The organism is Allobosea sp. NPDC055594, assembly GCF_053618995.1.
Window position 1 is genome coordinate 110945 of the sequence record NZ_JBSHIO010000003.1, and the last position, 21987, is coordinate 132931.

At 67.4% G+C, this 21987-nt stretch carries 21 protein-coding genes; 8 read left to right on the forward strand and 13 right to left on the reverse strand.

Features of this window, described 5'->3' with window-relative positions:
- Nucleotides 1-27: 27 nt before the first annotated feature.
- Genes hydA through ACWGRX_RS07685 form a run of 3 tightly spaced genes read right to left on the reverse strand, consistent with a single transcriptional unit; the run spans nucleotide 28 to nucleotide 2935 of the window.
- Nucleotides 28-1431: a dihydropyrimidinase gene (gene hydA / locus ACWGRX_RS07675; RefSeq protein WP_452117052.1), complete on the reverse strand. Its 1404-nt coding sequence runs from the start codon at nucleotides 1429-1431 to the stop codon at nucleotides 28-30.
- Nucleotides 1428-2123, reverse strand: coding sequence for a GntR family transcriptional regulator (locus ACWGRX_RS07680; protein WP_452117053.1), 696 nt, complete (start codon nucleotides 2121-2123; stop codon nucleotides 1428-1430). The genes hydA and ACWGRX_RS07680 overlap by 4 nt, the downstream gene beginning before the upstream one ends.
- 50 nt (nucleotides 2124-2173) lie before the next feature.
- Complete coding sequence (locus tag ACWGRX_RS07685) at nucleotides 2174-2935, reverse strand: maleate cis-trans isomerase family protein (protein WP_452117054.1); 762 nt, start codon at nucleotides 2933-2935, stop codon at nucleotides 2174-2176.
- Between the two features lie 311 nt (nucleotides 2936-3246).
- Here ACWGRX_RS07685 and ACWGRX_RS07690 point away from each other — a divergent pair, with 311 nt between their 5' ends.
- From ACWGRX_RS07690 to ACWGRX_RS07710, 5 genes are all read left to right on the forward strand, one after another.
- Nucleotides 3247-4269: a TRAP transporter substrate-binding protein gene (locus ACWGRX_RS07690; RefSeq protein ID WP_452117055.1), complete on the forward strand. Its 1023-nt coding sequence runs from the start codon at nucleotides 3247-3249 to the stop codon at nucleotides 4267-4269.
- 49 nt (nucleotides 4270-4318) lie between these two features.
- Complete coding sequence (locus ACWGRX_RS07695; RefSeq protein ID WP_452117056.1) at nucleotides 4319-4915, forward strand: TRAP transporter small permease subunit; 597 nt, start codon at nucleotides 4319-4321, stop codon at nucleotides 4913-4915.
- Nucleotides 4912-6213 carry a TRAP transporter large permease gene (locus ACWGRX_RS07700; protein WP_291648354.1) on the forward strand — a complete coding sequence of 434 codons (1302 nt, stop codon included), beginning with the start codon at nucleotides 4912-4914 and terminating at the stop codon, nucleotides 6211-6213. The genes ACWGRX_RS07695 and ACWGRX_RS07700 overlap by 4 nt, the downstream gene beginning before the upstream one ends.
- A 1-nt stretch (nucleotide 6214) precedes the next feature.
- Nucleotides 6215-7675, forward strand: coding sequence for an amidohydrolase family protein (locus tag ACWGRX_RS07705; RefSeq protein ID WP_452117057.1), 1461 nt, complete (start codon nucleotides 6215-6217; stop codon nucleotides 7673-7675).
- 109 nt (nucleotides 7676-7784) lie between these two features.
- Complete coding sequence (locus tag ACWGRX_RS07710; protein WP_452117058.1) at nucleotides 7785-9488, forward strand: dihydroxyacetone kinase family protein; 1704 nt, start codon at nucleotides 7785-7787, stop codon at nucleotides 9486-9488.
- 29 nt (nucleotides 9489-9517) lie between these two features.
- Here ACWGRX_RS07710 and ACWGRX_RS07715 read toward each other — a convergent pair whose 3' ends face one another.
- Complete coding sequence (locus ACWGRX_RS07715) at nucleotides 9518-10579, reverse strand: YeiH family protein (RefSeq protein WP_452117059.1); 1062 nt, start codon at nucleotides 10577-10579, stop codon at nucleotides 9518-9520.
- Between the two features lie 205 nt (nucleotides 10580-10784).
- On the opposite strand from ACWGRX_RS07715, the gene ACWGRX_RS07720 reads away from it, so the two are divergent.
- Both ACWGRX_RS07720 and ACWGRX_RS07725 read left to right on the forward strand, forming a co-directional pair.
- Complete coding sequence (locus ACWGRX_RS07720) at nucleotides 10785-11774, forward strand: LysR family transcriptional regulator (RefSeq protein WP_452117060.1); 990 nt, start codon at nucleotides 10785-10787, stop codon at nucleotides 11772-11774.
- Between the two features lie 11 nt (nucleotides 11775-11785).
- Nucleotides 11786-12382: an IMPACT family protein gene (locus tag ACWGRX_RS07725; RefSeq protein ID WP_452117061.1), complete on the forward strand. Its 597-nt coding sequence runs from the start codon at nucleotides 11786-11788 to the stop codon at nucleotides 12380-12382.
- A 146-nt stretch (nucleotides 12383-12528) separates the two neighbouring features.
- Here ACWGRX_RS07725 and ACWGRX_RS07730 read toward each other — a convergent pair whose 3' ends face one another.
- The 3 genes from ACWGRX_RS07730 to ACWGRX_RS07740 all read right to left on the reverse strand — a co-directional run bounded on the left by ACWGRX_RS07730 (nucleotide 12529) and on the right by ACWGRX_RS07740 (nucleotide 15905).
- Nucleotides 12529-13647, reverse strand: coding sequence for a CaiB/BaiF CoA transferase family protein (locus tag ACWGRX_RS07730; RefSeq protein WP_452117062.1), 1119 nt, complete (start codon nucleotides 13645-13647; stop codon nucleotides 12529-12531).
- Nucleotides 13648-13665: 18 nt separating this feature from the next.
- Nucleotides 13666-14436 carry an SDR family NAD(P)-dependent oxidoreductase gene (locus ACWGRX_RS07735; RefSeq protein WP_452117063.1) on the reverse strand — a complete coding sequence of 257 codons (771 nt, stop codon included), beginning with the start codon at nucleotides 14434-14436 and terminating at the stop codon, nucleotides 13666-13668.
- A gap of 245 nt (nucleotides 14437-14681) precedes the next feature.
- Nucleotides 14682-15905 carry an ABC transporter substrate-binding protein gene (locus ACWGRX_RS07740; RefSeq protein WP_452117064.1) on the reverse strand — a complete coding sequence of 408 codons (1224 nt, stop codon included), beginning with the start codon at nucleotides 15903-15905 and terminating at the stop codon, nucleotides 14682-14684.
- Nucleotides 15906-16053: 148 nt separating this feature from the next.
- Here ACWGRX_RS07740 and ACWGRX_RS07745 point away from each other — a divergent pair, with 148 nt between their 5' ends.
- Nucleotides 16054-16866, forward strand: coding sequence for an IclR family transcriptional regulator (locus ACWGRX_RS07745; protein ID WP_452117065.1), 813 nt, complete (start codon nucleotides 16054-16056; stop codon nucleotides 16864-16866).
- Between the two features lie 123 nt (nucleotides 16867-16989).
- Here the strand turns inward: ACWGRX_RS07745 and pcaF are convergent, their stop codons facing one another.
- The 6 genes from pcaF to ACWGRX_RS07775 form a co-directional block, all read right to left on the reverse strand.
- Nucleotides 16990-18198, reverse strand: a complete 1209-nt coding sequence (gene pcaF, locus ACWGRX_RS07750; protein ID WP_452117066.1) for a 3-oxoadipyl-CoA thiolase — start codon at nucleotides 18196-18198, stop codon at nucleotides 16990-16992.
- 99 nt (nucleotides 18199-18297) lie between these two features.
- Nucleotides 18298-18996, reverse strand: a complete 699-nt coding sequence (locus ACWGRX_RS07755; protein WP_452117067.1) for an ABC transporter ATP-binding protein — start codon at nucleotides 18994-18996, stop codon at nucleotides 18298-18300.
- Nucleotides 18980-19768 carry an ABC transporter ATP-binding protein gene (locus ACWGRX_RS07760; RefSeq protein WP_452117068.1) on the reverse strand — a complete coding sequence of 263 codons (789 nt, stop codon included), beginning with the start codon at nucleotides 19766-19768 and terminating at the stop codon, nucleotides 18980-18982. Before ACWGRX_RS07760 ends, ACWGRX_RS07755 begins: the two co-directional genes overlap by 17 nt.
- Complete coding sequence (locus ACWGRX_RS07765) at nucleotides 19765-20688, reverse strand: branched-chain amino acid ABC transporter permease (RefSeq protein ID WP_452117069.1); 924 nt, start codon at nucleotides 20686-20688, stop codon at nucleotides 19765-19767. The genes ACWGRX_RS07760 and ACWGRX_RS07765 overlap by 4 nt, the downstream gene beginning before the upstream one ends.
- A 34-nt stretch (nucleotides 20689-20722) precedes the next feature.
- A complete protein-coding gene (locus ACWGRX_RS07770) occupies nucleotides 20723-21589 on the reverse strand; it encodes a branched-chain amino acid ABC transporter permease (RefSeq protein WP_291638447.1) in 867 nt (288 codons plus the stop codon).
- A gap of 7 nt (nucleotides 21590-21596) precedes the next feature.
- The gene (locus ACWGRX_RS07775; RefSeq protein ID WP_291638448.1) at nucleotides 21597-21983 is read right to left on the reverse strand and encodes a Rid family hydrolase; all 387 of its coding nucleotides are present in this window, start codon (nucleotides 21981-21983) and stop codon (nucleotides 21597-21599) included.
- Nucleotides 21984-21987: the final 4 nt, after the last annotated feature.

Below are 21987 nucleotides of genomic sequence, written 5' to 3' on the forward strand. Positions count from 1 at the left end.
CCGTCGCGCCGACCAGGTTTTCCCGGCTCAGGCGAACTGGCTGATCTCTCGCTTGAGGTAGGTTCCGTGGCCCTTTCGGGCCTCGATCCTGCCGTTGCGGGCGACGATCTCGCCGCGGACCAGGGTGATGACCGGCCAGCCGGTGATCTTCATGCCTTCATAGGGCGTGTAATCGGAGCCGTCGTCCAGCATGGCATGCGTCAGCACCTGCTCGATCTGCGGATCCCAGATCGCGATGTCGGCGTCGGCACCGACCGCGATCGTACCCTTGCGCGGATAGAGCCCATAGGTCCTGGCATGGTTGGTCGCGGTCAGGGCGACGAAGCGGTTGATATCGATCCGCCCTGCGATCACGCCCTCGGAAAACAGGATCGGCAGGCGTGCGCCGACGCCGGGAATGCCGTTGGGAACCCAGCGGAAACTGGTGCGCCCTTTCGGTGCGAGCTTGCCCTGCTGATCGTCATAGCGGAAGGGGCAGTGATCGGAGGAAAACACCGAGAACACGCCCTGCTGCAGCCCTTCCCAGCAGGCTTCCTGGCTGGCCGCATCGCGGGGCGGCGGCGAGCAGACATACTTCGCCCCTTCCATGTTGAGGCCGTCTAGATCTTGCTCGGTCAGGGTCAGATATTGCGGGCAGGTCTCGCCGAATATCTTCAGGCCCTTCTGCTGGGCCCGGCGGATCTCCTCCATCGCCTCGCGATTGGAGACATGGACCACCATCAGGGGGACGTCGGACAGTTCCGCCAGCGAGATCGCGCGATAGGTCGCCTCGCGCTCGGCGATGACCGGGCGGGAGGTCGCGTGGAAGCGTGGAGTCGTCCTGCCGGCCTGTTCGAGCTGCTCGGTCAGAAAGCGGATGACGTCGTAATTCTCGGCATGGACCATGACGAGTGCGCGCGTCTCGCGCGCCACCGCCATCACCTTCAGCAGCTCCAGATCGCTCAGGGCGAGGCCCTCATAGGTCATGAAGACCTTGAACGAGGTATAGCCGTCGCCGACCAGCGCCGGCAGCTCCTGGCCCAGGACCTGCTCGGTCGGGTCCGAGATGATCAGATGGAACGAGATGTCGGTATAGCAGGCGCCTTCAGCCATGGCGTGATAGGCCTGCACGCTCTGACGCAGCGGAACTCCGCTTTCCTGCAGGCAGAAGGGCAGGACGGTGGTGTTGCCGCCAAGTGCCGCCGAGCGCGTCGCGCTCTCGAAATCATCGGCCATCCGGATGCCCTCGCCTGAGGGCTGCGAGATATGGACATGGCTGTCTATGCCGCCAGGCAGAACCCATTTCCCCTGCGCTTCGATAACGCGCTCGGCCTCGCCGAGATCCTCGCCCAGCGCGGCGATCCTGCCATGCCTGATGCCGATATCGCAGTGAAACGTGTCGGAGGCGGTCGAAATGCGCCCGCCGCGGATGATTGTGTCGAACGTCCTCATGCCGACTTCCTCCGTCTGCGGGCGCTCGGCGCCTTGCCTGGCCTGGCGACCGCCGCGAGCGCCCGGGACATGGCCTCACCGGTCAGGCGGTTATGCTCCTCAAGCCGCTCGGCGAGGTCGAGCCGGGCGCGGGCGCGCAGGGCGATCATGATCCGCTCATGTTCCTGGTAGGATTGCGTCAGCCGCTCGGAGAGCTCGTTGATGGTGAAGCGATAGCGCCAGATCTTCTGCTGCAGCGCCTCGTAGCTCTGCACCAGAACCGGGTTCTGCGTCGTCTGCGCCAGCTTCTGGTGGAAGGCGAAATTGAGATGCGTGTAGCTCGCATGCTCATCCCGCATCAGGGCGTCCTTCAGGGCAAAATGCAGGCGCTCGAGTTCGGCGATGTCGGCATCGCTCGCGCGCTCCGGGGCGAGCAGGCCGATCAGCCGCTCCAGCGCGCCCTTGAACTCGACGAGCGGGCCGATCTCGCCGGGGTCGATCGGCGCGACCACGGCCCCGCGGTTCGGCCGCAAGGTGACGAAGCCTTCCGCAGCCATGACCTTGAGCGCCTCGCGCAAGGGCGTGCGCGATACCCCGAAGCGTTCGCACAGCTTGGCCTCGGGAATCCGGCTGCCGTCGGCCAGCTCGCCATTGAGCAGCAGCGTGCGCAATTGCGCGATCAGGGCCTCGTGCAGGGTCGGGGGCATCGCCATCGGCGCAGCTTCCGGCTCAGGAAAGGCGGGTGGCACCGGCAAGGCCTGACTCACGCGACAACCGGCGCGGCCAGTGTTCGATGCCCGAACATCCGACCGAGCTTGCGCAGCGGCTGCATATCGGCGCCCGCGGCATCGAGACAGCCCCATAAGGTGAAGGCGACGGAATCCAGGACCGGGATACCGAGTTCCCGCTCGAGCTGCGGGGCGATCAGCGGGCCGCGCATATTGGTGCAGACGATGGCGAGCGCATCCGGCGCACTGGCGGCGACCTCGCGGCACATGCCGGCGATCTCGGCCTCGGCGACTTCCGCGAAGGAAAAATTGTCGGACCTGCCGCTATGCCGCTCGGCGACCGTCTCGATGCCGAGCGCCGCATAGTTGGCGATGATCTTCTGCTGCACATCGCTCGTATAGGGCGTGACCAGCCCGAGCCGCCTGACACCCATCGCCTTGAGCAGATGGTTGAGGCTGAGGATCGCGCTGGTGGCGCGCACGCCGGTCCGTTCCGCGATGGCGGCGCAGAGCCTCTCATCGCTGTCGAAGCCGAGCCAACTCGCCGATGTGCCGTTCCAGGCGATGACATCGGGGCGGGCATCGGCGAGCAGATCTGCCGCCTGAAGGATCGGCTCGAGCGAGAACTGGCTGTTGGACGCCGCGTCGAGCGCGATCTTCGTCACCCGGAAGCGGCTGAAATGCACGCTCACCGCCGGAAAAAGCGGCCAGGCCATGGCCGCCGTATAGGGCTCGAGCACCGTGTTGGAGGACGGGGTGAGCATGCCGATCACAGTCGGCTTAACGTCATATTGCATTCAGAAATCACTCACAGAGCCGGAGGGCGATAGGCTGGTCGCCAGATTTCAAACCTCTGTATGTCGCGAATCCGACATCGCTGGCAAGTGCACGCTGAGCCGATTTTTTTATTGTACGAGCCATTTTTCGCGATAGGCTGCTCAAAACCGCAAGAGCGCTCCACATCTTCGCCGGATGCGAGTGCGCCTGGGGAACCGGCCTGGCCTGAAATGTGCATTGTCTCGGCGAGAGCGTCTTTTTGACGATCAATGCTCATTCTGAATGCAAAATGCAAAAGGGGACGGCAGATATGAGGAATCTATTTCCGCGCTTGGCTTTCGCGGCGGCCATGCTGGCCGGCGTCGTTTCCGCATCGGCGCAGACACCGCTTCGGGTCGCCGGCAATTTCTCGCAGAACGTCAAGCAGGTCGAAATCGAGCGGGCGTTCTTCGATGCGCTCGGCGCCAAGGCGGGCGTGCCGATCGCCATGAACTACAATCCGATGGATGTCGTCGGGGTGAAGGCGCCGGACGCGCTGCGCATGCTGCGCGGCGGCTCCTTCGACGTCATGTCGGTGCAGATCGGCATGGCCTCGCGTGACGACCCCTTCTTCGAAGGCGTCGATCTGATCGGCGTCGCCACCGACATGGCGAGCCTGCGAAAGGTCGTCGACGCCTATCGTGCCGCCTTCGATGCGCGCCTGCAGGCGCGCTTCAACGCCAAGGTTCTGACGCTGTGGCCGTTCGGGCCGCAGGTCTTCTACTGCAACCACGACATCAAGTCCCTGCAGGATCTGAAGGGCCTGAAGGTGCGCTCGTTCACGCCGTCGATGTCGGCCATGCTCGAGCATTTCGGTGCGACGCCGGTCACCCTGCAGTTCTCCGAGGTCTATCCGGCGCTCCAGCGCGGGGTCGCTTCCTGCGGCGTCACCTCGCCGACCTCGGGCAATACCGGCAACTGGCCGGAGGTGACGACCCATCTCCTGCCGCTTTCGGTATCCGGCTCGGTCCAGGGACATTTCATCAATCTCGACACCTGGAAGAAGTTCACCCCCGAGCAGCAGGCGAAGCTCTCCGCGCAGTTCAAGGCACTCGAGGACCAGCTCTGGAACCTCGCCATCACCGCCAATGACGACGCCACGGCCTGCAGCACCGGGCAGGCCGGCTGCAAGTCGCACAAGAAGTTCTCGATGAAGCTCGTCGAGATCAGCGCCGCCGACCGCGCCGCGATCAAGGATGTCGCGGAGAAGGTCGTGCTGCCGATCTGGAAGAAGACCTGCAATGCGGTCGACGCCACCTGCTCGGCCAAATGGAGCGAGACCGCGGGCGCCGCAGTCGGCCTGACCATCCAGTAGCCAACAGGGCCACCCTCCGGGGTGGCCCTTCTTTTCAGGGAACATGGTCATGACCCAGGCAAACCCGGTCGCGCGCGCCCTGCTGCCCGCCGCCAGGGCGCTGTCGCTGATCGCCGGCTATCTACTGCTCGGCCTCGCGCTGCTCGTCACCGCCGAAATCCTGCTGCGGCGCTTCATGAACTTCTCGCTGCAGGGCGGGGACGAGTTCGGCGGCTATGTGCTGGCGATCCTCGCCGCCTTCGGCTTCTCCTACGCCTTGCTGGAGCGCTCGCATACGCGCGTCGAGATTCTCCTCGAGCGCGTCGGCACCGGTGCGCGTTCCATCCTCAACCTGATCTCGGCCTGGTGTGTCACCGTGATGGCCTGCTTCATGGCCTGGCGCGCCTATGCCGCGCTGAGCGAGAGCATCGAATACCGCGCTCTGTCCGGAACCCCGCTGATGACGCCGTTATGGCAGCCGCAGCTCCTCTGGTTCGCGGGCCTGCTGTTCTTCGCCGTCACCTCCGCCGCCGTCGCCCTGCATGCGAGCTGGCTGATGGCTCGCGATCGATCCGGGCTGAACCGCTTCTACGGCGTCAAGACACTCGACGAGATCATCGAGGAGGAAACCGTGCCGACCCTCGAAATGAAGGTGCAGGGCCGATGATCGGGGTGACCGGCGCCGCGATCGGCTTCGTGATGATGCTCGGCCTGATGATGATCGGGCTGCCCGTGGCGATCGCGCTGTTCCTGACCGCCTTCATCGGGGCCTGGGGCTTTCTCGGCTGGCCGACCCTGATGGGCTTCGGCAACCAGATGTGGAGTGGGCAGAACGACTTCATCCTGACCGCCATTCCGCTCTTCGTGTTCCTGGGCGAGATCCTCGTCCGCTCCGGCGTCGCGGACGGGCTCTATCGCTGCCTGTCCGATTGGCTGCGGCGCCTGCCTGGTGGGCTGCTCCATACCAATATCGGCGCGAGCGCAGTGTTCGCCGCGGTCTCCGGCTCGTCGGTCGCGACCGCCGCGACGATCGGGACCGTCGCCGTGCCGCTCCTGCACGAGCGCCAATATGACGACCGCCTCACCACCGGCTCCATCGCGGCCGGCGCGACGCTCGGCATCCTGATCCCGCCATCGATCAACATGATCATCTATGGCTCGATGACGAACACCTCGATCGGCCAGCTCTTCGCGGCGGGCATCGTTCCCGGCCTCATCCTGACCGCGCTGTTCATGGCCCTCATCGTGGTCATGGCCCTGCTGAAGCCGAGCCTCGCCGGGCCGGTCCTGCCGGCCCGGCCGCGCGCCGAGAAGATCAAGAGCCTGCTCGACATCTTTCCGCCCTTCGTGATCTTCGTCATCGTCATGGGGTCGATCTATCTCGGCTGGGCGACCCCGACGGAATCGGCCGCGATCGGCGTCGTCGGCGCGCTTGGCGTCGCCATCGCGAAGCGGCAATTCTCGCTCGCGCTGCTGCATGAGAGCATGATCGCGACGGTGCGCATCTCCGCGATGATCCTGCTGATCATGGTCGGGGCGCATTTCCTGAACTTTGTGATCGGCGTGCTCGGCATCCCGCAAGCGCTGACCTCGTTCGTCTCGCAGTTCGGTGCCAGCCAGCTCGAGATCATCCTGATCCTGGTGGTCTTCTACCTGATCCTCGGCTGCTTCATGGAGACGCTCTCCATGATGATCGCGACCATTCCGGTGGTCTTCCCGCTGGTCGTGCATCTCGGCATCGACCCGGTATGGTTCGGCATTTTCCTGGTGCTGATGATGGAGATCGGGCTGATCACGCCGCCGATCGGCATGAACCTCTATGTCGTGCAGGGCGTCCGGAACCAGGGCTCGATCATGGATGTGATCTATGGCGCGCTCCCCTTCGTGCTGCTGATGCTCGGCTTCACGGCGCTGCTGGTCCTGTGGCCGCAAATGGCGCTCTGGCTGCCGCAGAAGCTGTTCTGACGTGCTGCTTCTCGAAGCGGATTATCTCCTGCGGGATGCCGCCTCGCCTGTGATCGCGGGCGGGGCGGTCCTGGTTCGTGACGGGCTCATCGCCGCCTGCGGCACCGCCGGCGAATTGCGGGCCGCCCATCAGGGCGCCGAGATCGTTTCGCTCGGCCATGCCTGCCTGATGCCCGGTCTGATCAACGCACATCAGCATGGTCGCGGCCTCAGCCAGATCCAGCTCGGCTTCCCCGACGATGCGCTGGAGCCATGGATCGCCCGGCGGCGAGGACGGGCCGCGCCCGATGTCTACGCGCTGACCCGGCTCGCCGCCCTGCAGATGATCGAGAACGGCGTGACCGCGACGCTGCACGCCAACTACTCCTATGGCTCGGGGGACTATGAGGCTGAGCTGCGCGCCGCGATCCGAGCCTATGACGACAGTGGGATGCGCGCCACGATCTGCGTCGGCTATGCCGACCGCGGCGGCCTCGTCTACCCACCGGCGGACGAGAAGGCCTTCCTCGCATCGCTGCCCGCCGATGTGCAGGCGCTGATCGGTGCCGCCAGGCCCGGCTACCTGCCGCTCGACGAGACGATCGGCCTGATGGCGCGTCTCTGCGCCGAATACGCCGGCCATCCGCGGCTGGGCTTCGCCTATGGGCCGGCCGGGCCGCAATGGGTCAGCGACGCAGCCTGGCGGGCTCTCGCCGCCGACGCCGGCGTGCGCGGCGTCGGCATGCATTTCCACCTCCTCGAATCGCCGGCGCAGGCCACCTGCTGCCGCGCGCTCTATCCGGAGCGGGTGCTGGTGCGGCTCGCCGCACTTGGCCTCTTCGAGACTCGCACCAGCGCAGCGCATTTCGTCCAGGCGACGGCGGAGGACATCGCCGATGCGGCGCGCCTTGGCCTGAGGATCGTCGTCAATCCCGGCTCGAATCTGCGCCTCGGCAACGGCGCCCCGCCGATCGCGGCCCTGATGGAGGCCGGTATCGGCTTCGCGCTGGGCACCGATAACTGCGCGCTCGACGACAATGAGGATTATCTCTCGGAGCTGCGGCTCGGGCGGCTGCTCGGGCGCTCGGCCGCAGCGGCCCCGGCCGAACAGCTGCGCACTTTCCTCGCCACCGCCACGGAGCGAGGCGCCGACGCCGCCTTTCTCGACGGGACGGGACGCATCGGCGCAGGGCTCAAGGCCGATCTGGTCGCGATCGATCTGGCGGAGTCCGAGGGGGCCTATCTGGCCCCCGATGGGCAAGTCCTCGAGGCCATGCTGGCGCGGGCGACGGGCCGGGACGTCGTCATGACCATGGTCGAGGGAAAGATCCTCTGCCGAAACGGCAGAGCGACCGGAACCGATGCCGGCAGCCTGCGCGCCAAAGCGAGCCAGACCGCGCGCGAGACGCGGCTCGATCCTGAAACGAGACGCCTGGCCGAGACCCTCTCGGACGCACTGCACCGCCACTACGGCCCCGCCTGAGGGCGCCCGGCCGCTGCCTCATGGCATCCGGGCCCCCTTCCGGGTTGACCGGGCTCAACTATGCGCCAGTCTGTGCCGCGGAATGCGCCGTGCCTTCTGGAAGGATGCCATGAAGAAGCTGATCAACGATCCCCGCCAGGTCGTCCGCGAAATGCTGGAGGGGATCGTTGCCCTTCATCCCGGTCTCGCCCTGCTGGCGGAGCATGACGTCGTGCTGCGCAGTGACACGCCGGAGGCGGCGCAGCGCAAGGTCGCGGTGATCTCCGGCGGCGGTGCCGGCCATGAGCCCGCCCATGCCGGCTATGTCGGCACGGGCATGCTGCATGCGGCCGTCTCCGGCGATGTCTTCACCTCGCCCTCCGTCGACGCGGTCCTCGCCGCGATCCAGGCCGTCGCGGGGCCGGCCGGCGCGCTTCTGGTGGTCAAGAACTATACCGGAGACCGGCTGAATTTCGGGCTCGCGGCGGAACTCGCGCGCGCCAGCGGCATCCCGACCGAGATCGTCGTCGTCGCCGACGATGTCGCCCTGCGTGACACAGTTCCGGAAGAGCGCCGGCGCGGCATTGCCGGTACGGTGCTGATCCACAAGATCGTCGGCGCGCTGGCCGAAGCCGACGCGGACCTGCAAAGGATCGCGGCGGCGGGCCGGGCAGCGGCGGCGGCGACCGGCACCATGGGCGTCGCGCTCGGCGCCTGCACGATCCCGGCCGCCGGCACGCCGGGCTTCAGCCTCGGCGAGGACGAGATCGAACTCGGCCTCGGCATCCATGGCGAGCCCGGCATCGCCCGCCAGAAGATCGCATCGGCCGACACAATCACCGACCGGATGCTGGACATGATCCTCGCCGATCGCGGCTATCCCGCCGGCACGCCCGTCGCCCTGCTGGTCAACAATCTCGGCGGCACCACGACGATGGAGCTCGCGGTCGTCGCCAGGCGCGCGCTCGCCCGACTGCGCGAGCATGGCCTGGTCGTGCGACGGGCCTGGGCCGGCACCCTGCTGAGCGCGCTCGAAATGCCGGGCTTCTCGCTCTCGGTGATGGCGCTGGACGATGCCCGCCTCGCTTTGCTCGACCAGGCGACGCAGGCTCCGGCCTGGGCCGGCCCCGGCCTCGTGCCGCAGCGCGCCAGCATCGTCTCGGTCGGAGAGCCTGCCGCGGAAAGCGAGACCGTCGTCTCGGCGGACGCGCTCGGCGAAACGGTCAGGCGCGCCGCCCTTGCCGCCGCGACCGCTCTCGAAGCTGCCGAGACGCAGCTCACCGAACTCGACAGCCGCGCCGGCGACGGCGACCTCGGCATCAGCATGAAGCGGGCGGCGGATGCGATCCGCGCGAGCTGCACGGCAAGCCGCTCGGCCGACGCCGCCTCGGTCCTGGCCTTGCTGGCAGGCGCCCTGCGGCGGGCGATCGGCGGCAGCTCCGGACCGTTCTACGCCGTCGGATTGCTGCGTGCGGCGCGCCAGCTCGCCGGGGAACCGCAGAGCGATCTGAAGAGCTGGAGCGCCGCCTTCGCGGCCGGCGTCGCCGCCATTTCCGAGCTCGGCGGCGCCAGGGACGGCGACCGGACCATGCTCGACGCCCTGCTGCCTGCCGCCGATGCTCTGGCCGACGCCGTCCGGCGCGATCTCACCGCGACCGAAGCCTGGGCGCAGGCGGCCGAGGCGGCACGGAGCGGCGCCGAGGCGACAGCCGGGATGAAGCCCCGCCTCGGCCGCGCGAGCTATCTCGGCGATCGCGCCCTCGGCGTGCCCGATGGCGGCGCGGTCGCAGTCTCGCTCTGGCTCGCCGCCATCGCCGGGCGCTCGGCGGCGTGAGCCCGAACGATCCCCGTCCGGGCCAGCTCTCAAGGCACTGCGAGCAGATGGATCAGCCCGAGCGAGATCGCTCCGAGCGCGAGAAGCGACAAGATGACTGCGGCGCTGACGCGAGGCCCGGCCTTGGCGACGGAGCGAAGATCGACGCCGAGCCCGAGCGCCGCCATTGAGATGATGGTCAGCAGGTTCGCCAGACCGGCCAACGGGCTCAGCAATACCGTCGGGATCAGTCCGGCCGAGCGGAGCGCCGCCATCACCACGAAGCCGACGATGAACCAGGGCACGATGTGATGAGGGGCGAACCGGTGCCCGGCGGCAGGCGCGTCTGTCCGTCCACGCAGCCGGATCGACAGCACGAGCACGACGGGGCCGAGCATCAGCACCCGCACCAGCTTGACCAGGGTTCCGAGCTGGATCGCCGCCTGGCCGGCCGGCGCCGTGGCCGCGAGGACCTGAGGGACGGCATAGACCGTCAGGCCCGCCAGGATGCCGAACTGGTGGACGCTGAGGCCGAGCAGCGCGATCAGCAGCGGCAGGCCGAGGACGACCGCGACCCCGAGCACCGCCGTGAAGGCGATCGACGCCGCGACATCGTCGCCGTCGGCCCCGATGACCGGCGCGACAGCCGCGATCGCTGAATTTCCGCAGATCGAGTTGCCGCAGGCGACGAGGATCGCCATGCGCTGCGGCAGGCCGAGCAGGCGGCCGATGCCATAGCTCAGGCCGATCGCCACGAAGACGACCGCGGCGATCCCGAGCAGCAGCGGCGCGCCGGCTGCGGCGATCGTCACGGCGCTCAGCGAAGCGCCGAGCAAGACGACCGCGATCTCCAGCAGCGTCTTCGCCGAGAGCGCGATGCCCGGGAGCCAGCGGCGACCGGGACGCCAGAGGGACCTGACCAAGGTGCCGATCAGAATCGCCAGAACCAGGGCTTCGAGCCAGGCCCGCCCGAAAAATCCGGCCTCGACATGCTCGGCGGCGAGCGCCACGCCCGACACGACCAGGCACAGCAGCAGGCCTGGTCCGAAATGCCTTGCCTTGGCGGCGATCTGGTCGGCCAGCCCGGCCTGGCCCTGGGTCTGCAAAGTCATTGGAGCACCTGAGAATCTGACGGAGCGAGTTTTGCCTCGCCTCATTCAATCAATCAAACGGGTTGATTGAGTTATTATAATCGATATTATCGATTGATTGTCGTCGTTCCCGAAAGAAGGACGCTCCAATGGCGCCGTCCAGCATCGATCGGCAGCAACAATCGCGCGTGCTCGCCGCTCAGCTCTGTGAACCAGCTGGCAGTCGATGACCCTCGAGCAGCTTCGCATCTTCGTCGCGGTCGCCGAGCGCGAGCACGTCACCCGCGCAGCCGCAGCGCTCAACCTCACCCAATCGGCAACGAGCGCCGCCATCGCCGCGCTTGAACAGCGCCATGCGGTGAGGCTGTTCGACCGCGTTGGGCGCCGGATCATGCTGACCGATGCCGGCGCCCTGTTCCTCGTCGAAGCGCGCGCGATCCTCGCCCGCGCCACGGCCGGCGAGCAGGTCCTGTCGGATCTCGCCGGGCTGAAGCGCGGCCGGCTGGCCCTCGCCGCGAGCCAGACGATCGGCAATTACTGGCTGCCGCGCCGGCTCGCAGCGTTTCGTGCCCGGCATCCGGGCATCGAGACGCCCTTGGTGATCGGCAACACCGAGACGGTCGCCGCCGCGATCCATGACGGGCTTGCCGATATCGGCTTCGTCGAAGGCGAGGTCGACGATCCCCATCTTGCGAGCCAGGTCGTGGCGATGGACGAGATGACGATCGTCGTGGCGCCGGAGCATCCCTGGGCCAGGCAGGACCACATCGATGCATCGGCCCTCGACCAGACATCCTGGATCCTGCGGGAGCCCGGCTCGGGCACGAGGCAGCTTCTGGACACCGTGCTCGTCGACGCCGGAGGCTCGCTCGCCGCGCTCGATATCGCACTGGAACTGCCCGCCAACGAGGCCGTGCGCGCCGCGGTCGAGGCGGGCGCCGGCGCCAGCCTGATGTCGCGGCTCGTCGTCGCCAACGCCCTGCATTCGGGTGCGCTCGTCGAAGTCGCAGTGGACATCCCGGCCCGGCGTTTCATCATGCTGCGGCACAAGGAACGCTATCTCAGCCGGGCCGCGCAGGCCTTCAGCGCCCTTCTCGCGGAGGACGCTTCCGGGAGCGCCCCCCAGGACTGCCAAAGCAGCGCCTCCCATGACCGCTCCCCGCCGCGCGGACCGTGCGCCCGGCTGCTCTGGGCTTGTGATGACGGGGCGCCATGATAGATCGGCGCATGATCACGCGCCTGACCCTCGTCGAGCTCACCACCGCACGGCAGGAGATCAAGAAGAGCCGCTTCCTGGCCCTCGCCGGCCCCGTTGCCGACGAGGCGGCGGCCAAGGACTTCATCGCCGCGCAGGCCGATCCGGCCGCCAATCACAATTGCTGGGCCTGGCGCCTCGGCCAGCGCTATCGGTTCAATGACGATGGCGAGCCCGGCGGAACCGCGGGCAAGCCGATCCTCGCCGCGATCGATGGCCAAGCCCTCGATGGTGTCGCCGTCGTCGTGACGCGCTGGTTCGGCGGCGTCCTGCTGGGCGGCGGCGGATTGATCCGCGCCTATGGCGGAACCGCCGCCCTCTGCTTGCGGGAGGCGAAGAAGACGATGCTCGTCCAGAGCATCTCAGGCACGATAGCCTGCGGCTTCGGCGATCTGGCGCTCGTCCAGGCCCGTCTTGCGGTGATCCCGGGCGTTCAGCTCTGCAATCAGGCCTTCACGGATACCGGTGCAGTTCTGACGATCTCCGTTCCGAAGGCCGAGGCCGACACCGTGACCGGTCTTGTGACGGATATCACCAGCGCTCGCGCGGTGATCCGATGGCAGAGATAGGCAGGCAGCAGACTGAGGAAACGACCAGCCGCACGGTCCGGACCCGATCCATCAAACGCAGGGACTAAACAGCGGGGCAGAGAAAACGGCAGGGCGGAGCGCATCGGGGCGAGATCCGGCCCGATTTCAGCTTTCAGCGCCGTATCTCAGATATTCGCCGGATCGCGGCCAGGCGCCTGCTTGTCGATCGAGCAGGGCGTCTTGCTGAAGCGCACCGGCGGCCTGGTGCCGACCAGGCGTCCCTCGCTGGGATGCTCGACGGTCTCGAAGAAGCCGGTGGCCTTCAGATGCGGGTGGTCGAGCAGGTTCTCGAAGCTGTTGATCGTCGAGCACGGCACATCGGCCTCCTCCAGCATCGCGACCCATTCCGCCGTGCGGAGTGCGGTGAGGCAATCCGCGAGACGTTCATAGAGGGTATCGATCATCGCGGCGCGGGCTGCCGCCTCACCGAGCGCCGGCTCGTCCGCCCAGTCGTCACGCCCGGCGGCGTGAAAAAAGGCGCGCCAATGCGCGCCGGTATAGGGCATGACGGCAATGAAGCCGTCCGCGGTCCGGTAGGGGCGCCGATGCGGCGACAGCGCACGCGAATAGCCGCTGGGGCCGAGCGGCGGCGCGAAGCTGCGGCCTCCGAGATGTTCGATCGCGAGGAACGACACCATCGCCTCGAACATCGGAACCTCGATTGCCTGCCCTTCCCCCGAAACCTCCCGGTGATAAAGAGCCGCATTGATCGCGCCGACGGCGAAAAGAGCGGTGGTCTTGTCGGCGACGACGGTGGGCGCATAACGCGGCACCTCACCCGCACGTTCCGCGAGCGCGGCCCAGCCCGCGGCAGCCTGGATGACATCGTCATAGGCCGGCCGGTCACGATAAGGGCCGTCCTGCCCGAAGCCGACAATGGCGCAATAGATCAGGCGCGGGTGGCGGGCGAGCAGCGTCTCCGGGTCGAGGCCGCTTCTGCGTGCCGCGCCCATCCGCATATTGTGGACGAAGATGTCGGCCTCCGCGATGAGCTCGCGCAGCTTGGCGAGGTCCTGTTCGCACTTCACGTCGAGCGTGATGCTGCGCTTGTTGCGGTTGCAGTTGAGGAAGGCCGCGCCCATCCCCGGTGATCTGGCCGGGCCGGGCGCGCGCATGATGTCGCCGCCCGGCGGCTCGACCTTGAGAATCTCGGCTCCCATGTCGCCGAGGGTCTGCGTCGCATAAGGGCCAGCGATGACCGTGGTCAGGTCGACGACCTTGATACCGTGAAGCGGGCCCGGCATGGCGCGGCTGTTCTCCGTTCAGCGCGCAGTGAAGCCGCCATCGACGGGCAAGGCAACGCCGGTGACGAAGGACGCATCGTCCGAGGCCAGCCAGAGCGCGGCATGGGCCGCTTCTTCGGCCTTGCAGAGCCGCCCCATCGGCACCGCCGCCATCATCCGCGCCTGGTTTTCCTCCGCCTGCTTCGGATCGCCCGAGCGCCCGGTGAAGCCGAGCTTCATCGGCGTATCGGCCAGCCCCGGGCAAACGACGTTGACGCGGACATTGTCCGGCGCGAAGCGCTGCGCGAGGGATTTGGTCAGTCCGACGACGGCGAACTTCGCCGCCGAATAGATCGGACTGAACATCGACCCGACCAGGCCCGAGACCGAGGCCGTGAAGACGATCGAGCCGCCGCCGCGCTTGCGCATGTGACCGATGACCTCTCCCGATGCGAGTGCGGCGGAGGTGACGTTGAGCGCGATGGCCTGGTCATAGGCGACAAGATCGAGGTCCTCGATGCCGCCGGGGCCGGGAATGCCGGCATGAGCCCAGAGGATGTCGACGCCGCCGAGCGCTGCTGCCGCGTCGTTGATCGAACTCCTCATCTGGTCGGCCTGCAAGAGATCGGCCTGAATCGTCACGATCTCATGGCCCTTCGCGCTGGCATCGGCCTTCAGGGCGGCGAGGGCCTCGGCATTGACGTCGATCGCCGCCACCCTGGCGCCTTCGCGCAGGAAGAGTTCGACGCCGGCGCGGCCCATGCCGGAGCCCCCGGCGGTGACGATGGCGAGTTTGTCGGCGAGGCGCATCACTGTCTCTCGATCTGTCTGCAGGATTTCAGTTGGCGCAGGCGTCGGGAAAGCGCCCGATCGTGCTGACCACGGTGGTACGGGTCTCGAGATAGGCATCGAGCGCCAGGTCCCGCCGATGGCTCGAGGCTTGCGATGGAGCCGCCATCCACCAGGGCGCTCCAGGCTGCGTCGATGCAAAGAGACGCGGAGCGGGTGAACGGAACGGCTTGCGCGACAAGGATCATGGCGGCCGGCCCGGAGCCTCATTTCACCAGCGGGCAACCGCCATCCGCGAGCGGGCGGAAGGCACGTTCGGCCGGAATCGTGGCGAGGACCTTGTAGTAGTCGAAGGCCTTCTTCGATTCAGATGGCTGCTTGACCTCGACCAGCATCATGTCGTGCAGGACGCGGCCGTCCTCCCGCAGCGAGGTCTTGCCGAACAGCGGATCGTCGAAGGTCCCGGCCTCGCGCATCGCCTTGACGACGGCCGCCCCGTCCTTGGCCGAGCCGATTTTCGCGACGGCGTCGAGATAGGCGAGTGTCGCCGAATAGGCGCCGGCCTGGTTCATCGAGGGGAAGCGGCCATTACTGCGCTTGGCGAAGCGTTCGCCGAAAGCGCGCGTCTTGTCGTTGAGGTCCCAGTAGAAGGCGGTCGTAAGCTGCAGGCCCTGCGCACTTTTCAGGCCGAGCGAGTGGATGTCGGAGATGAAGAGCAGCATGCCCGCGAGCTTCTGGCCGCCCTGAACGATGCCGAACTCCGATGCCTGCTTGATCGCGTTGATCGTGTCGCCGCCGGCATTGGCGAGCGCGATGACCTGCGCCTTCGAGGCCTGGGCCTGCAGCAGATAGGAGGAGAAGTCCTTTGAATCCGTGGGATGGCGGACGCCGCCAACGACCTGCCCGCCATTCTGCTTGACCACGGCGCTGGCGTCGCGCTCGAGCGAATGGCCGAGGGCGAAATCGACGGTCAGGAAGAACCAGGATTTGCCGCCGCCCTTGGTGATGGCATCGGCCGTGCCATGCGACAGCGCCCAGGTATCGTAGGTCCAGTGCACCGAGTTCGGCGTACAGGCCTTTCCCGTCAGGTCGGATGTGCCGGAGGCGGTGAACAGCGCCACCTTGTTCTTCTCCTGGGCGATCGGCGCTATCGCCAGCGAGATCGCGCTGGTCGGCAGGTCGACGAGGGCATCGACGCCTTCGGTATCGAACCATTTGCGCGCGATGGCGCTGGAGACGTCCGGCTTGTTCTGCGCATCGGCGGAGACGATCTCGATCTTGAAGCGCTCGGAGCCGGGCCGCTTCATGAAATCCTCGACCGCCATCCTGGTCGCTTCGGTCGCGCCGGGACCGCCAATGTCGGAGAAAATCCCCGACATGTCGGCAAGGACGCCAAGCTTGACCGGGATCTCCTGTGCAACCGCTGTCGTCGCCAGGGCGGCGGTCGAAAGCGCGAAGGCACGGAACATCGAACGCTTGATTGCGGACATCGCTTCCTCCCTGGAACCACCTGGCTCGCAATGCGCACTCGCCGGCTGGTCGGGCGCATCAATTCTCATTTATGAATTAAGAAGACATGATCATGAATTTTGAGTCAAGCACACACTGCCGGGGCTTGCCTGAGGGCGCCGCTTCCGCTTGATCTGGCGCAAGCGGCCCGGCCTGCGGCAGCGACCGCTGGCGAACCGGGGACGAAAGCAGGGCAAGATGCTGGTCAAGCAGGCGGCGAACGTATTGGAGCTGATGGAGTACTTCGCCCGCCGCAGACGGCCGGCGACGATGGCCGAGATCTCCGATGATCTCGGCTGGCCGCGTTCGAGCACCTTCAATCTGGTGGGAACCGTCGCTGAGAAAGGCTGGCTCTACGAGCCGCGTCAGCGGGGTGGCTTCTATCCGAGCCCGCGCTGGCTGACGCTGGCGCGCATCGTCGCCGATTCAGAACCGTTGCCGGAAAGCGTGCATCGCCTGACGATGCGGATTGCGGAAGAGACGAAAGAAACGACGGCGATCGCCGCGCTCGCCGGCACGTCAGCGCTGTTCATCGACGTCGTCGAATCGTTCCAGCCGGTGCGCTATTTCGCGGCGATAGGCGATCGGGTTCCGATCCATGCCAGCTCCGTAGGCCGGGCCATCCTGGCGCAGTATTCCCCGGAAGAACGCCGTGCGATCTATCGCAAGATCGGGTTCGAGCGCTTTTCCGCGACCACGCCGATGTCGGCCGATCGGATCGAGGCCGACCTGTCGGAAGCCCAAGGCCGCGGCTATCATCAAAGCTCGTCCGAGTTCATCCCCGACCTGGCCGGTGTCGCCTTTCCACTGCCCGTCGGCGCACGTCGGCTGTCGATCGTGGTCGCCGGACCAACCTCGCGCTGCCTCGACCGCAGGCCGGCGACGGCGAAGGTCATGGCAAAGGCGATCCGGGAGTTCTCCGAGGAAAAGACGGCGGAATAGCCGCCCACACCGGCCTGGGAGCCGCGGCGACGACCGGCGCGCCGTCGCGCTGAATCGAGCGCTCTCTGAAGCCCCCGCGCTCCGGCCTCCCGCAGCCCGGCGGCGCAACAGAACGGCGAGAGGTCACGCCCGCTCGAGCGCGAGCGCGATGCCCTGACCGACGCCGATGCACATGGTCGCGAGCGCACGCTTCTTGCCGGTCAGCGACAATTCGAGCGCCGCCGTGCCGGTGATGCGAGCGCCCGACATGCCGAGCGGGTGGCCGAGCGCGATCGCGCCGCCATTCGGGTTCACATGTGCGCCGTCCTCGGCGATGCCGAGTGCGCGCAGCACGGCGATACCCTGGCTGGCAAAGGCCTCATTGAGCTCGACCACGTCAAAATCCGCTGGTTGCAGGTCGAGCCGGGCGCAGAGCTTGCGCGTCGCCGGGACCGGGCCGAGGCCCATCACCCGGGGCGCAACGCCACCCGTTGCGCCTCCGAGGACGCGCGCGAGCGGGGTGAGCCCATATTTCCTCACCGCCTGCTCCGAGGCGAGGATCAGAGCCGCCGCGCCATCATTGACGCCGGACGCATTGCCGGCGGTGACGCTGCCACCCTCCTTGCGGAAGGGCGTCGGCAACCTGGCGAGCTTCTCCAGCGTGGTGTCGCCGCGCGGATGCTCGTCGATCTCGACCAGGGAAGGGTCGCCCTTTCGCTGCGGGATCACGACCGGCACGATCTCCCTGGCCAGCCTGCCATTCTGCTGAGCCGCCACGGCCTTCTGCTGCGAACGGACGGCGAAGGCATCCTGATCGGCACGGCTGATGGCACAGTCGGCGGCGACGTTTTCGCCGGTCTCCGGCATGGAATCGACGCCATATTGCGCCTTCATCAGCGGATTGACGAAACGCCAGCCGATCGTCGTGTCGTGAATCTCGCCATGGCGTGAGAAGGCGCTCTCAGCCTTGGGCAGCACGAAGGGCGCGCGCGACATGCTCTCGACGCCGCCGGCGATCATCAATTCGGCCTCGCCGGCCTTGATCGCGCGGGCTGCGGCGATGACCGCGTCCATACCGGAGCCGCAGAGCCGGTTGATCGTCGTGCCCGTCACCTCCTTGGGCAGTCCGGCAAGCAGCAGCGACATGCGCGCGACGTTGCGGTTGTCCTCGCCCGCCTGGTTGGCGCAGCCGAAGATCACGTCGTCGACCGCACCGAAATCGAGGCCCGGATGCCGCTCGACCAGCGCCTTCAGCGGCACGGCGCCGAGATCGTCGGCCCGTACCGAGGACAGCGAACCGCCGAAACGGCCGATCGGCGTGCGGACATAGGCACAGATGAAAGCTTCGCGCATACGGATCGTCCCTGCATTGCAACCGAGCCGCTGCGGCCGGAATGGTACTGTTGTTTCGCCAGCGGCCCGACTTGGCCGGAAAGCGGCGCTGCCAGCCCTTCACAAATAATGGCTGGTGACCGCCTCCGATTGCCGGAGGCTGTCGCGCGGGCCCGCTAGCGTGACTTCGCCGAGCTCCAGCACCATGCCGTGCTGGGCGACGTCGAGTGCCATGGCGGCGTTCTGCTCGACGAGGAGCACGCCCGTGCCGGCCGCGGCAACCGCCGCGATGATCGCGAAGATCTCGTCGACGATCTTGGGGGCGAGGCCGAGCGACGGCTCGTCCAGAAGCAGGATGGCGGGCTTCGCCATCAGGGCGCGGGCGATCGCCAGCATCTGCTGCTCGCCGCCCGAGAGGGTCCGGGCAGGCTGCCCGGCGCGCTTGCGCAGCACCGGAAAAGTGTCGAGCAGGCGCTGCATATCGGTATCGAGATCGGGGGCTCCTCGCCTCTGATAGCCGCCGAGCCGCAGATTGTCGGCGACGCTCAGGCCGAGGAACAACTCCCTTTGCTCTGCCACCAGCGACACTCCGGCGGCGAGTGCGCGATCGGGCGTCTCGTTCGGGAGCGGCCTGCCGTCGAGCTCCACCGTGCCGGCTGAGCGGCGCAGAAGACCGATAATGGCTTTCAGCAGGGTCGACTTCCCCGCCCCGTTCGCGCCGAGCACCGTGACGATCTCGCCGCGCGGGACGTCGAGGCTGACGCCGCGGACCACGGTCTTGCCGCCATAGCCGGCATGGAGGTCACGAACCGAGAGCATGGCTGGCCCTTTCGCCCATATAGGCCTTGATGACCTGCGGCGAGCGCCGCACCTCGTCCGGCGGCCCTTCCGCGATCCTGGTGCCGAAATTCAGCACGGTGATGCGGTCCGAAATCGCCATGACCAGCGCCATGACGTGGTCGATCACGACGATGGTCAGCCCCTGCTCGGCCCGCAGATCGAGCAGGATGCGGTTCAGGGCCTCGACCTCGAGCGCCCGCAGGCCTGCCGCCGGCTCGTCGAGCAGGAGCAGCCGTGGCCGCGTCGCCAGCGCACGCGCGATTTCGAGCCGCCGCTGCTTGCCGAAAGGCAGGGCGGCCGCCGCCGCGTTCTCGGCATCGGCGAGGCCGACCAGCGCCAGCAACCGGCGCGCCTCCGCCCGCGCCGCCTCCTCGCTGCGGCGCCAGGCGGCGCTGTGGATGGCCGCCGCGAACGGGCCGCAGGCATGGTGCCGGTCGAGCCCGACCATGACGTTCTCCAGCGCACTCATCTCTCCGAAGAGCTCGGTGTTCTGGAAGGTCCGGGCGATGCCACGGCGCAAGATCGCATGCGGCGCCAGGCCGTCGATGCGTTCGCCGCACAAGGCGACCGAGCCGCCACCGACCGGGTAGATGCCGGAGATCACATTGAGCAATGTGCTCTTGCCGGCGCCGTTTGGACCGATCACGGCATGGATCGCGCCCGGAGCGACCTGCAGCGAGACATCCTGCAGCGCGGTCAGCCCGCCGAAGCGCACCGTGACCTTGTCAATCGTGAGCAGGGGGCCGGTCATGGCGTCAGCTCCGGCTTGGCGCGCCGCGGCCAGCTCCGCAGGCGCGCGATGCTCAAGCTTGCCAGGCCGTTCGGGCGCAGCACGATGAAGCCGAGCAGCAGCAATGCGAAGACCAGGCCGAGATAGGTCTGGAAGCCCTGCAGCAGGTCGGGCAGCAGCACGAAGACGGCACTGCCGACGATCGCCCCCAGCGGCGAGGCCATACCACCGACCACGGCGACCGCGAGGTAGTAGACCGATTGCGTGATGCCGAACTGAGCCGGATCGAGATAGGAGGAGAGCGGCGCCAGGAGCCCGCCGCCGAGGGCGCCGAGGAAGGCGCTCGCGCCGAAGGCGGCCGCCTTGTAGCGCAGGACGTCGAGCCCCATCGCCTCGGCCGCCGTCTCGCTCTGTCGGATCGCGGCGAAAGCGCGCCCGTAATGCGAGTTGAGCAGACGCTCGACCGCGAGGAAGAACAGGGCCGCGCTCGGCACGATGACGTAATACAGCTGGCGTCCGGTGGTCAGCTCCAGCCCGAACAATCCGAAGGGCGGCACCGCCAGGCCCGCTGCGCCGCCGGTGATCGCATCCGAGTGGATCAGGGCGAGCTGGACAATGGCGGTCACCGCCATCGTCGCCAAGGCGAGATAATGCCCAGCGACCCGCAGCGTCATCAGGCCGAGCAGGTAGCCGAGCCCGCCGGTAGCCAGGGCCGTCACGACGATCCCGGCCCAGAGCGGGATGCCGGCCGAGACTGCAAGCACGGTGGCCCCATAGGCGCCGAGCGCGGCGAAGGCCGATTGGGCGAGCGAGATCTGCCCCGCCAACCCGGTGACCACGACCAGGCCGAGCACGATCAGCGCGGTGCCGGCGATCAGGCAGAGCTGGAACAGATGGAACTCGGCGAGGAACTGCGGCAGCACGAGCAGAAGCGCCAGCACGAGGCCTATCCAAAGAGAGCGTGCGATCATGCTCCTAGACCTTCTTCACTGTCAGGACGCCGAGCAGACCCTGCGGTCTGACGAGGACGACCAGGATCAGGATCGCGTAGCTGATCATGTCCTTGAGCGCGCTCGAGACATAGGTTCCGGCCAGCGCCTCGATCATGCCGAGCGCGATGCCGCCGACCACGGCGCCGGGCAGGCTGGAAAAGCCGCCGAGCACCGCCGCCGTGAAGCCCTTGATGCCGATCAGCCCCATCTCGGGCGAAAGGGTCAGCAGCGGCGCCACCAGGATGCCGCCGACCGTCGCAAGCACCGAGGCGAGCACCCAGATCGCCAGGAAGACCCGCGAGACCCTGATGCCGACGAGGCTGGCGCCAGTGCGGTTGTCGCAGGCCGCCATCACCGCCTTGCCGCGCAAGCTCCGCTCGAAGAACAGGAAGAGCGCCGCCAGGATCGCCAGCGAGACGCCGACGATGGCGAGGTTGGCGGGCACGATCAGCAACTCCCCCCAATGGACCGGCGCCGGCGAGAGCAGGAAGGGGAAAGGCCAGGCGCTCGGGCCCATATAGGCGCGGACGAATTCGCGCAGCACCGTTCCGAGCGCGAGGCTGGCGATGATCCGCGCCAGCAGCGAGGCGCCGCGCAGCGGCCACATGAAGCCGCCATAGATCACCGCGCCGAGCAGGACAGAAGCGATGAGGGCGACGAGAACGGCCGGCCAGAACGGCAGGCCGATCACCGTCTGCGCGATCAGGACGAGATAGGCCCCGAATGTCACCTGATCGCCATAGCCGAAATGAACGACCCCGGTGCCCTTGTGGATCAGCACGAAGCCGAGCGCGATCAGCGCGTAGACGGCACCGGCGGTGATGGAGCTGACGAGGACCTGGACCAGCATGACGGCCTCAGAGCGCCGCCACGGCTTTGATCTCGATCAGCGCGCCGGGGCGTACCAGGCCGGCGACCACGACTCCGGTCGCCGCCGGCCAGGGCGGCCCCTTGAAGAGCTCGCGCCGAAGCTGTGCCGTCTTCTTGTACTCCTCGAGCGACAGCACATAGTCCGTGGTCTCGACGATGTTCTCGAGCCCGGCACCGAGCTGTGCCAGCGCGCGCTCGAACTTGGCGAAGATCTGGCGCGTCTGGGCGACGATGTCGTCCGGCCCCACCAGCTGTCCGGTCTCGTCCGTCGCCGTCGTGCCCGACAGGAAGACGAGATTGCCGACACGGACCGCCGGCGAGAAGGTGAACTTCTCCGGCCAGCTGGCCGGAACGATCGGGGTGTAGTGCGACATGGCC